This is a genomic window from Pseudomonas sp. GXM4, assembly GCF_008923895.1.
Classification (GTDB): Bacteria; Pseudomonadota; Gammaproteobacteria; order Pseudomonadales; family Pseudomonadaceae; genus Aquipseudomonas; species Aquipseudomonas atacamensis.
Genome location: NZ_WBRZ01000022.1, coordinates 26327 through 40007 on the forward strand (window position 1 = coordinate 26327; position 13681 = coordinate 40007).

Genomic DNA, 13681 nt, shown 5'->3' on the forward strand with positions numbered 1-13681 from the left:
GTAGGCCTTGGGGGCTTTTTTATGGGCTGCCGGTTTTGGTCTTGGCGGCCTTTGGGCCGACCAGGCGTTGGTTGGTTTGGGTGAATATCCGTTTTTTGCGGTGTGGCGGCTGGCGGTTTCGCCCTTACGGCGAGTCACCTTTTTCAAACGCCAAAAAGGTAACCGAAAAGGCTTGCTCCTGCGTTCGGCCCTCGCAGGCTCGGGTTCCTTCGCTCCGGGATCGATCCGGGCGCAGCGGCTCCGGTTTGCTTCGCTGCACCTCCTTCCGCTGTGTTCGACTTCGTCGAACGGTCGCTGCGCTCCCACGCCCGGATCAATCCCTCCACTCAGCCTTCCGACGTCGCCGGTGGATCAACAGCAAGATCAAAAGCACTCGAGCTTGCGCTCATTGTTTTGAGTGGTGAGAAGCGTGTGGTCTGCTTTGGATCTGTGTAGGATTCGCCCCTCACCCCAGCCCTCTCCCGAGGGAGAGGGGGCCGATTGATGATCTGTTCAAATCCCGAGTTCGGCTCGGTATTTCAGGTCGGCGTACCTTGCCCAAGCGACCCGGTCAGTCCCCTCTCCCTCCGGGAGAGGGTTAGTGTGAGGGGCTTTTGATCTTTAACGCCGCGTGAAAAATCAAGTTGAATCCGGGCGCGGCGATTTTTCCGTAAGGCGTTTTCCCTCTACGTCGTAGCCATACTCTGCTTTTACTTCCGCTGACCTCACCCCCACGACATTCCAATCCAAGCCGTCTACTGTTCATCAAACCCTCGCGCCCATCGGACGTTACATGCTCAAAGGACTGACCCAACTCCTGCGCCCCAACGGCTATTTCACCCCCATGGCCTGGGTCCTCGCGGCTCTATTGTTCATCAATCGCCTCAGCGCCATGGTCAAACTCTTCATGGCGTTGTACTTGCGTCAGGAATTGGGGCTGGCGATTGAAACCGTCGGCTGGTTGCTGTCGGCCTATGGCGCGGGGTTGTTGGTCGGTTCGATGCTCGGTGGTTGGCTCAGTGATCACGTGCGCACGGCGCGGCTGACGGCGGCGCTGTTTTTCGTTTCGGTGTGGGTGCTGATGCTGTTGGGGCTGGTGACGCAGGTGCCGTGGCTGGCCGGTTTGCTGTTGCTTAGCGGTGTCATCGATGGGGCGATTCGGACGTTGCATCAGCGCCTGATCATGGAGTATTGCGAGGTCGCGCAACGTTCCCGTGCGCAGGCTCTGAGTCGGGTCGCGCGCAATCTCGGCATGGCCGCTGCCGGGGTGGCGGGCGGGGTGTTGGCGCAGGCGGATTTTCGTTGGGTGTTTTTTGCCAGTGCGGCGATGACGATGCTGGCGTTGCTGTGGTTCGTGCGCACGACGTGGCGGCGGCCGGTGCTGGTGGTTGAAGACGAATCGACCGATGGCTCAAGCCTGCCGTATCGCGACAAGCCGTTCCTCTGGCTGCTGGCGGCGACGGCCGTGCTCGGCATTGCGTTCGACACGGTCTACAGCACGCTGGGCAATTATCTGCGTGATTACTACCACCTGAGTACCGAAGCGATCGGTTGGCAGTTCGGGCTCAATGCGCTGTTGGTGATCGCTTTGCAGATTCCGCTGTCGCACTCGGTCGAGCGTTGGGGCTCGCGCTGGCAGATGCTCGCGGGCAGCTTGTTGCTGGCCTGTGGGCTGGGCATGTTGCCGTTCGGTTCCGGCTTGGCTTTTGTCTGTCTGTCGACGCTGATCTGGACGCTGGGCGAGGCCTTGTTCATGCCGCCGTTGAATGTACTGGCGATGCAGTTTGCCCAGAGCGGCAAGAGCGGTCAGTACTTCGGCTTGTTCTTCATGAGCTGGAGTGCCAGCGCGCTGTTGTCGCCGGTGCTCAGCGGTCAGCTGTATGGCCAGTTTGGCGGGCACAGTGTGTGGCTGATGAGCGCGCTGCTGGTGCTGATCTCCATTCCACTGACCTGGCAGGCCACGCGCGGGCTTAGCTGATTCGGTTATCAGGGTTATTCGAAAGCAATCTGGCGGTCGATGGCATTTCTGCCTGCGCGGTCGCGTCCTAAGTGGTGAGCCGGTCGGATCGCAACTAGATTTCACATCGAGCCAGTCCGGCAAGCATGTCTTAGCGCAACAGGATGGAGTCGGCCATGAAAAGCAGATTGCTACGGGTTTTGATGTTGTTGAAAGTGATGGTGATGCTATCCCTCGGCACCGCAACGGCGTGGGCCGAGTGCGAGGATCACGAATCTCAGGCGTTTAACGGCCAGGTAGGGCATAGCGGCCTGATGCTGGCCAAGTCCGAGTCGGAGCCGGGGGATATGAATCAGGGTGGCAGCGCCGATGACGACGACTCGACCACGGACGATCCGGATACCGATGACCCGGATGACGAAGGCGATAGCCAGACGTAGATCGCCGGGCAAAGAAAAACCCCTTCGGCCTCGACTGATGCGCAATCGAGGTGGAAGGGGTTTTATTGATTCTGGTTCAACGCAAATCCCCTGTAGGAGCTGCGGAACGCTGCGATCTTTTGATCTTGCTTCTGAAAATCAAAAGATCGCAGCCTCGTTGCACTCATCAGCTCCTACAGGTTTTGCCGTGGTCTTACGCCGCGCCGTCGAGGAATTGCTCGGCGTAGTGGCAAGCCACCTGCCGATTATCCAGTTCACGCAACAACGGCTCTTCCGTGGTGCAACGCTCCGTCGCGTACGGGCAGCGTTTGTGGAAAGCACAGCCCGGTGGCGGGTTCAGCGGGTTGGGCAGTTCGCCGACGATCTTGATTTTCGGCTTGTTCGGGTCCGGGTGAATCGTCGGGGTCGCCGACAGCAGCGCTTGGGTGTACGGATGCAGCGGGCGCTCGTAGATGTCGTTTTTCGGTCCCAGTTCTACCGGGCGGCCGAGGTACATCACCATCACGTCATCGGCCACATGTTGCACCACCGCAAGGTTGTGCGAGATGAACACGTAGGCGGTGTTGAACTCCTGCTGCAAATCCATGAACAGGTTGAGCACCTGGGCCTGAATCGACACGTCCAGCGCCGAAGTCGGTTCGTCCGCGACCAGCACTTTCGGTTGCAACATCATTGCCCGCGCCAGAGCGATACGCTGGCGCTGACCGCCGGAGAACATGTGCGGATAGCGCTGGTAATGCTCAGGGCGCAAGCCGACCTGCTTCATCATCGCCTGGACTTTCTCGCGACGTTCGGTGGCCGACAGCTTGGTGTTGATCAGCAGCGGCTCGGCCAGTTGATCACCGATTTTCTGCCGTGGGTTCAACGACGCGTACGGGCTCTGAAACACCATCTGCACGTCTTTGCGCAGTTGCTTGCGCTCGGCCTTGTCGGCGCCGGCGACTTCCTGGCCGGCAATCTGCAGCGAACCCGACGACGGCTCTTCGATCAGCGTCAGGGCGCGGGCGAGAGTGGATTTGCCGCAGCCCGACTCACCCACTACGGCGAGGGTCTTGCCGGCTTCCAGTTCGAACGACACGCCGTTAAGCGCGCGCACGGTGGCGTGGCCCTTGAACAGGCCACGGGAGACTTCGTAGTGACGGGTCAGGTCGCGGGCGGTAAGTACGACGGCCATTACGCCACCTCCTGGTTCAGCGGGTAGAAGCAGCGGGCGAGGCTGTTGGCTTTCGGATCAAGGCCCGGACGCTGGGTGCGGCAGTTGTCCTGCACGTACGGGCAGCGCGGCGACAGCAGGCACCCCTGCGGTCGGTCGTAACGGCCCGGGACGATGCCCGGCAAGGTCGACAGGCGTGAGGCGCCGAGGCTGTGCTCGGGAATCGCCTTGAGCAGCGCTTCGCTGTACGGGTGCGCCGGGATGTCGAACAGTTGCGGCACCTGACCGACTTCAACCGCCTGGCCGGCATACATCACGCAGACGCGCTGGGCGGTTTCCGCCACGACCGCGAGGTCGTGAGTGATCAACACCAGGCCCATGTTCTGCTCTTTCTGCAACGCCAGCAGCAGATCCATGATCTGCGCCTGAATCGTCACGTCCAGCGCGGTGGTCGGTTCGTCGGCGATCAACAGTTTCGGCTCGCCGGCAATCGCCATGGCGATCGCGACACGCTGGCTCATACCGCCCGACAGTTGATGCGGGTAGGCGTCCATACGGCTGGCGGCGCCGGGAATTTCGACTTTTTCCAGCAGTTCGATGGCACGCTTGCGCGCTTGCTTGCCGGACATTTTCAGGTGCAGGCGCAGCACTTCCTCGATCTGGAAACCGACGGTGTAGCTCGGGTTCAGCGCGGTCATCGGGTCCTGGAAGACCATCGACAGGTCTTTGCCGACGATCTGCCGACGCTGACGATTGCTCAGCTTGAGCATGTCCTTGCCGTCGAAGCTGAGCGAGTCGGCGGTGACGATGCCGGGATGCTCGATCAGGCCCATCAGCGCCATCATGGTCACGGATTTACCCGAACCCGACTCGCCAACGATGGCCAGTACTTCGCCCTTGTCGACCTTGAGGTCTAGGCCGTCGACCACCGGGGTCGCGGTCTTGTCGCCGAAGCGGACGTTGAGATTCTTGATTTCTAGCAGTGACATTTGAATCTCCTCAGGCGGCGTTCTTGAGTTTCGGGTCCAGCGCATCGCGCAGGCCGTCGCCCATCAAGTTGATTGCCAGCACGCTGAGCAAAATGGTCAGACCAGGCAGACTTACCACCCACCAGGCGCGTTCGATGTAGTCGCGGGCCGAGGCCAGCATGGTGCCCCACTCAGGGGTTGGCGGTTGTACGCCGAGGCCGAGGAAGCCCAGTGCAGCGGCATCGAGAATCGCCGAAGAAAAGCTCAGGGTTGCCTGCACGATCAGCGGCGCCATGCAGTTGGGCAGCACGGTGATGAACATCAGGCGCGGCAGACCGGCACCGGCCAGACGCGCGGCGGTGACGTAGTCGCGGTTCAGTTCGCCCATGACGGCAGCACGGGTCAGACGCACGTAGGACGGCAGGGAAACCACGGCAATCGCGATCACGGTGTTGATCAGGCCAGGGCCGAGGATGGCGACGATCGCCACGGCCAGCAGCAGCGATGGCAGGGCCAGCATGATGTCCATCAGACGCATGATGGTCGGGCCGACCACTTTCGGGAAGAAACCGGCGAACAGACCCAGCAGGATCCCCGGAATCAACGACATCACCACCGACGACAAGCCGATCAGCAGCGACAGGCGCGAACCCTGGATCAGACGCGACAGCAGGTCACGGCCGAGTTCGTCGGTGCCGAGCAGGAACTGCATCTGCCCGCCTTCGAGCCACGCCGGTGGCGTCAGCAGGAAGTCACGGTATTGCTCGCTCGGGTTATGCGGCGCGACCCACGGCGCGAAGATCGCGCAGAAGATGATCAGCAGCATGAACAGCAGGCCGGCAACGGCGCCCTTGTTCTTCGAGAACGCTTGCCAGAATTCTTTGTACGGCGACGGGTACAGCAGGCTTTGATCCACGGCGGACGTGGCGGTGGCTACTGAGGATGTTGGAGTGCTCATGGGTATTGACCTCAGCGCTGATGACGGATGCGTGGGTTGGCAAAGCCGTAGAGGATGTCCACCACGAAGTTGACCAGAATCACCAGGCAGGCGATTAACAGGATGCCGTTTTGCACCACCGGATAGTCCCGGGCGCCGATGGCTTCGATCAGCCATTTACCGATGCCGGGCCAGGAGAAGATGGTTTCGGTCAGGACCGCACCGGCCAGCAGCGTGCCGACCTGCAGGCCGACCACGGTCAGCACCGGAATCAGCGCATTGCGCAGACCGTGCACGAACACCACGCGCGACGGCGACAGGCCCTTGGCCTTGGCGGTGCGGATGTAGTCCTCGCGCAGCACTTCGAGCATCGACGAACGGGTCATCCGCGCGATCACTGCCAGCGGGATGGTGCCGAGCACGATGGCCGGCAGGATCAGGTGATGCAGAGCGTCGAAGAACGCGCCGACGTCATCGGCCAGCAGCGTGTCGATCAGCATGAAGCCGGTTTTCGGCTCGATGTCATACAGCAGGTCGATGCGCCCGGACACCGGAGTCCAGCCCAGGCTCACCGAGAAGAACATGATCAGGATCAGGCCCCACCAGAAGATCGGCATCGAATAGCCCGCGAGCGAGATGCCCATCACCCCGTGGTCGAACAGCGATCCTCGTTTGAGTGCCGCGATCACCCCGGCCAGAAGCCCGAGGATGCCAGCGAACAGCAGGGCGGCCATGGACAGTTCCAGGGTCGCCGGGAAAAGAGAGGTGAACTCGGTCCACACACTTTCACGGGTACGCAACGACTCACCGAGATCGCCTTGAGCCAGTTTGCCGATGTAGTCCAGATACTGGGCATACAGCGGCTTGTTCAGCCCCAGGCGTTCCATTGCCTGAGCGTGCATTTCGGGGTCGACCCGACGTTCGCCCATCATCACTTCCACGGGGTCGCCCGGAATCATGCGAATCAACGCGAAAGTCAGCAAGGTGATGCCGAAAAACGTGGGGATCAACAACCCCAGTCGGCGGGCAATAAAACTAAACATCTTGTGTGGTACCTCATCAGCCGGTTAGGCGTGCCCGGTGTTCCATAGGTCAGGAGCACCGGGCGTTTCTTATCTACTTCACCTGGGTGGTGGCGAAGTTATTAGTGGTGAGAGGGCTGATGTGGTAGCCCTCTACATTGTTGCGCATTGCAGTGAACATCCGAGTATGGGCCATGCTGATCCATGGCTGGTCCTGATTAAACAGCACTTGAGCCTGTTCGTAGAGCGCGGCGCGTTCAGCCGGATCTACTTTAGCCCGCGCTTCATCCAGCAGTGCCTGGAATTTCTCGTTGCACCAGCGTGCGTAGTTTTCGCCGTTCTTGGCGGCCTCGCAACTGAGCATAGGCGTCAGGAAGTTATCCGGGTCGCCGTTGTCGCCCGCCCATCCGGCCGAAACCATGTCGTGCTCGCCGGCCTTGGCGCGCTTGAGCATTTCGCCCCATTCCATCACGCGGATGTCGATCTTGATCCCGACTTTCGCCAGGTCAGCCTGCATCATCTGCGCACCGAGCATCGGGTTGGGGTTGGTCGGACCGCCGCCATTACGGGTGAACAGGGTGAAGGTGGTGCCTTCCGGAACCCCGGCTTCCTTGAGCAGGGCGCGTGCCTTGTCGAGGTCGCGTGGCGGGTTTTTCAGATCATGGTTGTAGCCGAGCAGGGTCGGCGGGTACGGGTTGACCGCCACCGACGCGTTGCCCTTGCCGAACAGTGCGTTGACGTAGGCTTCCTTGTCGAACGCGATGTCGATGGCTTTGCGCACACGCACGTCGCTCATGTACTTGTGCTGGGTGTTCATGGCGATGTACGAAACGGTCATCGCGTCCAGCTCGTCGACTTTCAGCTTGCTGTCTTTCTTGATGCTCGGGATGTCATCCGGTTTCGGATACAGCGCGACCTGGCACTCGTTGGCCTTGAGCTTTTGCAGGCGCACGTTGTTGTCGGTGGCGATCGCCAGGATCAACGCGTCGGCCGGCGGCTTGCCACGGAAATAATCCGGGTTGGCCTTGAAGCGCACCTGCGCATCCTTGGCGTAGCGCTGGAAGATGAACGGGCCGGTGCCGATCGGCTTGTTGTTCAGATCGCCAGTCTTGTTGGCCTTGAGCAACTGGTCGGCGTATTCGGCCGGGTAGATCGACGAGAAGGCCATGGCGATGTCGGCCAGGAACGGCGCTTCGCGGCGGGTCAGGGTGAACTTGACCGTGTTGTCGTCGACTTTTTCTACGCTTTTGAGCAGTTCCTTGAAGCCCATGCTCTCAAAGTACGGGAAGCCCACGCTCGACAGTTTGTGCCACGGGTGATTCGGGTCCAGCTGACGCTGGAAGCTCCAGACCACGTCGTCGGCGTTCATGTCGCGGGTCGGCTTGAAATATTCGGTGGTGTGAAACTTGACGCCTTTGCGCAGGTGGAACGTGTAGGTCAGGCCGTCTTCGCTGATGTCCCAGGACTCGGCGAGCGCCGGGATCACTTCGGTGGTGCCGGGCTTGAAATCGGCCAGGCGATTGAAGATGGTTTCGGCCACAGCGTCCGCCGTGACTGCAGTTGTGTACTGGACCATATCGAAGCCTTCCGGGCTGGCTTCGGTGCAGACCACCAAGGGTTTGGCCGAGGCGCCGACAGCGACACTCAGCAACGCAGCCGCGATGGCCGCACGTAGGGGAAGCATTTTCATCGATAACCCTCTGCAATCGGTTGAAGACAGAAAACCGAACGGCCGACTCATCATGAGTCAGCCGTCGGTTGGCGTTTTTACAGAATGTTGAACGGAATGGTGGTTACGAGACGGAACTCGTTGATGTTGCCGTCAGCCTGATGCTCGCTGGCGCGGTGTGTGGTGTACGTCGCGCGAATCGCAGTGGCTTTGAGCGGGCCGCTTTGCACAGCGTAGGAAGCCCCGACACCGTATTCATAGTGAGACTCGCCATCCATCAGGCTCAGGTCGCCGCGCTTGGCGCCCGGATCGGTGTAGGCGGTGCCGCGGTAGTGAGTACCGTCGATGCCCCAACCGCGTGCCTGGTAGATGTTGAACTTCAGGCCTGGCACACCGTACTCGGCCATGTTGATGCCGTAGGCGATCTGGAACGACTTCTCGTTCGGGCCGTTGAAGTCCGACAGCAGGGAGTTGGCCAGGTAGATGCCGTTGGTTTCGTGCAGGTAGTCGAAGTACTCGTTACCGTTAACTTCTTGATACGAGAACGTCAGGCTGTGGGCCTGGTGAGTCAGACCCAGCGACAGCGAGTAGGTATCGTTGTCGATGTTGCCCATCAGCTTTTTGCCTTCGTCGACGGTCTTGTAGTAGTTCAGACCGGTGGTCAGGCTCAGCACCTGGCTGTCACCCAGTTCGTGGGTTGCGCCGAAGTAGTACTGGTTCCAGAAGTCTTCCACGTTGGAACCGTAAAAGCTGGTTTTCAGGCTCTTGAACGGTTGGTAGTTGACGCCGGCAACGTAAACCTTGTCGGTCTCCACGCCAGTGGCTGAATACTCGGTGCGAAATTTCGACAGGCTCTGCTCGGTACGCGGCGATACGCGGTCGAAACCGCCCAGGTCGAACGACAGGTTGTTGAATTCCTCGCTGTGCAGGCTGATACCTTCAAAGCTCGAAGGCAGCGGTCGGTTGCCGATGACATCAACGATCGGCGTGCTGAAGTTCTGGCGGCCGGCAGTCAGGGTAGTGTTCGACACGCGGAACTTGACGTTGGCCAGACCCAGTTTGCTCCACTGGTCAACGGCGTCGCCGTCGGAATCCGCCAGAGTACGGTTGGAGCCGCCGGCGATGTCCTTGCGATCACGATCCAGCACAATGGCGTTGTAAGCGGCGACTTCGGTGCTCACGCCCACGGTGCCTTGGGTGAAGCCCGAGGTGTAGTTGACGATGGTGCCTTGCACCCAGTTGATGCGACGCGCAGTCGGCGTCTTGACCAATGGCGAAGTATTCTTGTCGCTGTTTTTCACGTAGCTGAAACGGTCATCACGACGCTTCAGTTCGTTGGCATACCAGTTACGGGTTGTACCGCCCAGGCTTTGTCCATCGATAAAGCCTTTGGCCTCGCTTTGGGCGCTGCTGCCGGCCAATGTGGTAGGGACGAACTCCTGACTTGCAGGTTCGGCGTACGCGGTAGCAGTGATGCTGCTGATGGCCAGGGCCAGTATCGCGGTGCTGCTCAGTTTCATGGGTGAAGCTCCTTTACTTTCTTTTTATCCCGGCTTTTTTTGGTATGCCGGTTATTGGTTTAGAACTCGTTCACACATCGCAAACGTTTGCAAAAAGCCGGATGGGCGAATTTCGGCAAAGCGCTTGCGTGAGGGAAGTAGACGGCTCCCCTCAGCATTGCGGCTAATCGGTTGGTTTAATCGATACTGACACCCGAGAACACGTTGCGGCCGAACGGGCTGACTTTGAATCCTTCGACCCGGGTGCTTAACGGCTGGTTGACCGTCGAGTGGGCGACAGGCGTGATCGGCACTTGCTGTTTAAGCAATTGCTGGGCCTGTTTATAAAGCACGGTGCGCTGGTCGCGGTCGGTGACGACCTTGGCCTGTTTGATCAGCTTGTCGTAAGCCGGGTCGCACCACATGGAGTAGTTGTTGCCGCCGATGGCGTCGCAGCTGTACAGCGTGCCGAGCCAGTTGTCCGGGTCCCCGTTGTCACCGGTCCAGCCGATCAGGCTGATGTCGTGCTCGCCGTTCTTGGTGCGCTTGATGTATTCGCCCCATTCGTAACTGACGATCTTCACTTTCAGACCGATCTTGGCCCAGTCGGACTGGAGCATTTCGGCCATCAGCTTGGCGTTCGGGTTGTAGGGGCGCTGCACCGGCATTGCCCACAGGGTGATCTCGGTGCCTTCTTTCACGCCGGCGGCCTTGAGCAGTTCCTTGGCTTTTTCCGGGTTGTAGGCGGCGTCCTTGATGGTGTCGTCGTAGGACCACTGGGTCGGTGGCATGGCGTTGACGGCCAGTTGGCCGGCGCCTTGATAAACAGCGTTGAGAATTCCCTGTTTATTCACCGCCATGTCCAGCGCCTGACGCACTTCCAGTTGATCGAACGGCTTGTGGCGCACGTTGTAAGCGATGTAGCCGAGGTTGAAGCCCGGCTTGGAAATCAGTTGCAGTTTCGGGTCGGCCTTCAGCGCTTCAACATCGGCAGGGCGCGGGTGCAGGGTGATCTGGCACTCGTTGGCCTTGAGCTTCTGCACGCGTACCGAAGCGTCGGTATTGATCGCGAAAATCAGGTTCTTCAGCTTGACCCGGCTCGGATCCCAGTACTGCGGGTTACCGGTGTAACGGATGTTCGAGTCTTTCTGGTAACTCTTGAACACGAACGGCCCGGTGCCGATCGGCTTCTGGTTGATGTCGCTCGGCTTGCCGTCGGCCAGCAGCTTGTCGGCGTATTCGGCAGACAGAATCGAAGCGAAGCTCATCGCGATGTTCTGGATGAACGCGGCATCGACACTGTTGAGCGTGAACTCCACGGTCAGCGGCCCGGTCTTCTCGACCTTGGCGATGTTCTTGTTCAGGCTCATCCCGTTGAAGTACGGAAACTCGGTGGGATAGGCCTTGCGGAACGGCTGTTGCGCATCGAGCATGCGAGTGAACGTGAACACGACATCGTCAGCGTTGAAATCGCGGCTCGGCTTGAAGTAAGGGGTTGTATGAAATTTCACGCCTTCACGCAGGTGAAAGGTGTATTTCAGGCCATCTTCGGAAATGTCCCACTTGGTCGCCAGGCCCGGTACGACATTGGTCGCGCCTTTTTCAAACTCGACGAGGCGGTTGTACAGCGGCTCGGCGGCGTCGTTGTCGGTGGCCGTCGTGTACTGCGCGGTATCGAAACCCGCCGGGCTGCCTTCCGAGCAAAACACCAGGCTGTCGCTGGCGGCGTAGCTTGCAGACGTGGCGGCCAACAGGCCGGCGCCCAACAGTGCGGAAAAAATCAAGGTATGGCGCATGACGCTCCCTCTTTTTAGTGTTGTGCAATGCGTCAGGGTCCCTATCCCGGGACTTCCTGGTCGCATTGAGCTCAATCCAATACGTACGGAAAAACCGGTGGCCCACGCAGACACTGGTCAGTACGCGACGGTAGGCACCGTGCCTCTGGCAGTAAATACGTAATTGCCTTAATGCTCGTAGGAAAAGTCGACGCACCTATACCGAAGCAATCATCTGCGGCGGATTTGGGTGTAAGCCTTTTCCTTTTTTCCCGGTAGATAAAGTAACGGCGACGTCAGAAACGCCGCCGTTGCAATGTCTTACTTGCTGACGCTGACGCCGTAGAAGGAATTCAGGCCAAATGGGCTGATCTTGAAATCCTGCACGTTGGCGCGCATGGGTTGATACACCGTCGAGTGAGCGATAGGTGTCATTGGAACTGCATCTTTGAGGACGTGTTGCGCCTGTTTGTACAGCTCGGTGCGCTTGCCCTGGTCAGTAGTGCGTTTGGCTTCTTTCACCAGGCCGTCGAACTTCTTGTCGCACCACTTGGAGAAGTTGTTGCCGCTCAGCGAGTCGCAGCCGAACAGAACGTTGAGCCAGTTGTCCGGATCACCATTGTCACCGCTCCAGCCAATGATCATGGCCTGGTTCTCGCCACCTTTGGAACGCTTGATGTACTCGCCCCACTCGTAGCTGGTGATCTTCACTTTCAAGCCGATCTTGGCCCAGTCGGACTGGAGCATTTCAGCCATCAGTTTGGCGTTCGGGTTGTACGGACGCTGCACCGGCATCGCCCACAGGACGATCTCGGTACCTTCCTTGACGCCGGCTTCCTTGAGCAGCTGTTTGGCTTTCTCAGGATCGTACTTGGCATCCTTGATGGTGGTGTCGTAGGACCACTGGGTCGGCGGCATGGCGTTGACGGCCAGTTGGCCAGCGCCCTGGTAAACCGAATCGATGATCTGCGGCTTGTTCACGGCCATGTCCAGCGCCTGACGCACGCGCAGGTCAGCCAGCGGGTTGGCCTCGTTGCTGCCCTTGACCTTGTCCATCACGTTGTAAGCGATGTAGCCGAGGTTGAAGCCAGCCTGATCCGGCATCTTCAGCGACTTGTCTTCTTTCAGCGCTTTCAGATCGGCCGGACGCGGGAACAGGGTGACCTGGCACTCGTTCTTTTTCAGCTTCTGGATACGCACCGACGGGTCGGTGGTGATAGCGAAGATCAGGTTGTCGATCTTCACGTCTTCAGGTTTCCAGTAATCCTTGTTGCCGGTGTAACGGATGTTCGAGTCTTTCTGGTAGCTCTTGAACACAAACGGGCCGGTGCCGATCGGCTTCTGGTTGATGTCGGCGGCTTTGCCATCCTTGAGCAGTTGGGCCGCATATTCGGCGGACTGCACGGACGCGAAGCTCATGGCCATGTTCTGGATGAACGCGGCATCGACTTCTTTCAGAGTGAACTTGACGGTGTGGTCGTCGACTTTATCGATCTTGGTGATGTTGGTGTCCATCCCCATGTCGGTGAAGTACGGGAATTCGGTCGGGTACGCCTTACGGAACGGGTCGTCCTTGTTGATCATGCGGTTGAACGTAAACAGCACGTCGTCGGCGTTGAATTCACGAGTCGGCTTGAAATACGGGGTGGTGTGGAACTTGACGCCTTCACGCAGGTGGAAGGTGTAGGTCAGGCCATCGTCGGAAATGTCCCACTTGGTCGCCAGACCAGGAATCACGGCGGTGCCGCCGCGCTCGAACTGGGTCAGGCGGTTGAACATGGTTTCGGCTGAGGCGTCGAAGTCGGTTCCGGTGGTGTACTGGCCTGGATCAAAACCGGCCGGGCTCCCTTCGGAGCAGAACACCAGGTTAGTCGCAGCGGTGGCGAAAGGTGCGGAGGCTAACAAGCCTGCGCCGACTAGAAACGGAATGACCGCGTGTTTAAGCATGTTGGCCTCATGATTTGTTGTCATTTTTTAGTTGTGAGGTACGACCTCGTGAGTCGTGCCTGCGGATACTTATGCAGGCCCCATACCCAATGCAAGATCCAGAGCGGTCGGCGGCGTTAAACGGTGGCACGAACGTACCTTAATGTCGCATCCGTATAACTTTTGACGCATTTGACCGTTTTCGGGTGGTTTTTAAGGTGCATTCGGGGCACTGAAATGGTGCGCTGGAGGTGTCGGGTGCGCTTGGGTGGGGCTTGGTGTTACTTATTTATACCCTTGGGGATGGGCGGGGTTGAGGGGTTTTTGGGGTGGCTCAGGTTGGGGTGGATTGGGGC

The 13681-nt window shown here is 59.3% G+C and carries 10 protein-coding genes; 2 read left to right on the plus strand and 8 right to left on the minus strand.

Annotated features, from left to right (window positions below):
- Nucleotides 1-772: 772 nt before the first annotated feature.
- Nucleotides 773-1957, plus strand: coding sequence for an MFS transporter (locus F8N49_RS05630; RefSeq protein WP_122747382.1), 1185 nt, complete (start codon nt 773-775; stop codon nt 1955-1957).
- 155 nt (nt 1958-2112) lie between these two features.
- Nucleotides 2113-2376 carry a hypothetical protein gene (locus tag F8N49_RS05635; protein WP_071174375.1) on the plus strand — a complete coding sequence of 88 codons (264 nt, stop codon included), beginning with the start codon at nt 2113-2115 and terminating at the stop codon, nt 2374-2376.
- A 193-nt stretch (nt 2377-2569) separates the two neighbouring features.
- On the opposite strand, the gene F8N49_RS05640 is transcribed toward F8N49_RS05635, so the two are convergent.
- From F8N49_RS05640 to F8N49_RS05675, 8 genes are all read right to left on the minus strand, one after another.
- Nucleotides 2570-3550 carry a peptide ABC transporter ATP-binding protein gene (locus F8N49_RS05640; protein WP_016771723.1) on the minus strand — a complete coding sequence of 327 codons (981 nt, stop codon included), beginning with the start codon at nt 3548-3550 and terminating at the stop codon, nt 2570-2572.
- Nucleotides 3550-4518, minus strand: a complete 969-nt coding sequence (locus tag F8N49_RS05645) for an ABC transporter ATP-binding protein (RefSeq protein ID WP_016771722.1) — start codon at nt 4516-4518, stop codon at nt 3550-3552. The genes F8N49_RS05640 and F8N49_RS05645 overlap by 1 nt, the downstream gene beginning before the upstream one ends.
- 10 nt (nt 4519-4528) lie before the next feature.
- Nucleotides 4529-5455, minus strand: a complete 927-nt coding sequence (locus tag F8N49_RS05650) for an ABC transporter permease subunit (protein WP_016771721.1) — start codon at nt 5453-5455, stop codon at nt 4529-4531.
- Nucleotides 5456-5466: 11 nt separating this feature from the next.
- Nucleotides 5467-6477 carry an ABC transporter permease subunit gene (locus F8N49_RS05655; protein ID WP_016771720.1) on the minus strand — a complete coding sequence of 337 codons (1011 nt, stop codon included), beginning with the start codon at nt 6475-6477 and terminating at the stop codon, nt 5467-5469.
- 73 nt (nt 6478-6550) lie between these two features.
- Nucleotides 6551-8146, minus strand: a complete 1596-nt coding sequence (locus F8N49_RS05660) for an ABC transporter substrate-binding protein (protein WP_024011590.1) — start codon at nt 8144-8146, stop codon at nt 6551-6553.
- Between the two features lie 77 nt (nt 8147-8223).
- Nucleotides 8224-9645 carry an OprD family porin gene (locus F8N49_RS05665; RefSeq protein ID WP_071174377.1) on the minus strand — a complete coding sequence of 474 codons (1422 nt, stop codon included), beginning with the start codon at nt 9643-9645 and terminating at the stop codon, nt 8224-8226.
- 176 nt (nt 9646-9821) lie between these two features.
- Nucleotides 9822-11420 carry an ABC transporter substrate-binding protein gene (locus tag F8N49_RS05670; protein WP_151550975.1) on the minus strand — a complete coding sequence of 533 codons (1599 nt, stop codon included), beginning with the start codon at nt 11418-11420 and terminating at the stop codon, nt 9822-9824.
- 300 nt (nt 11421-11720) lie between these two features.
- Nucleotides 11721-13346 (minus strand): ABC transporter substrate-binding protein, encoded by a 1626-nt coding sequence (locus tag F8N49_RS05675; RefSeq protein ID WP_016771716.1) that lies wholly within the window; start codon nt 13344-13346, stop codon nt 11721-11723.
- Between the last annotated feature and the right edge of the window lie 335 nt (nt 13347-13681).

Excerpts from the sequence above, each read along its gene's own strand:
- F8N49_RS05660 (WP_024011590.1), bottom strand. The coding sequence starts at position 8,146 with ATGAAAATGCTTCCCCTACGTGCGGCCATCGCGGCTGCGTTGCTGAGT.
- F8N49_RS05630 (WP_122747382.1), top strand. The coding sequence starts at position 773 with ATGCTCAAAGGACTGACCCAACTCCTGCGCCCCAACGGCTATTTCACC.
- F8N49_RS05640 (WP_016771723.1), bottom strand. The coding sequence starts at position 3,550 with ATGGCCGTCGTACTTACCGCCCGCGACCTGACCCGTCACTACGAAGTC.
- F8N49_RS05670 (WP_151550975.1), bottom strand. The coding sequence starts at position 11,420 with ATGCGCCATACCTTGATTTTTTCCGCACTGTTGGGCGCCGGCCTGTTG.
- F8N49_RS05665 (WP_071174377.1), bottom strand. The coding sequence starts at position 9,645 with ATGAAACTGAGCAGCACCGCGATACTGGCCCTGGCCATCAGCAGCATC.
- F8N49_RS05635 (WP_071174375.1), top strand. The coding sequence starts at position 2,113 with ATGAAAAGCAGATTGCTACGGGTTTTGATGTTGTTGAAAGTGATGGTG.
- F8N49_RS05645 (WP_016771722.1), bottom strand. The coding sequence starts at position 4,518 with ATGTCACTGCTAGAAATCAAGAATCTCAACGTCCGCTTCGGCGACAAG.
- F8N49_RS05655 (WP_016771720.1), bottom strand. The coding sequence starts at position 6,477 with ATGTTTAGTTTTATTGCCCGCCGACTGGGGTTGTTGATCCCCACGTTT.
- F8N49_RS05650 (WP_016771721.1), bottom strand. The coding sequence starts at position 5,455 with ATGAGCACTCCAACATCCTCAGTAGCCACCGCCACGTCCGCCGTGGAT.
- F8N49_RS05675 (WP_016771716.1), bottom strand. The coding sequence starts at position 13,346 with ATGCTTAAACACGCGGTCATTCCGTTTCTAGTCGGCGCAGGCTTGTTA.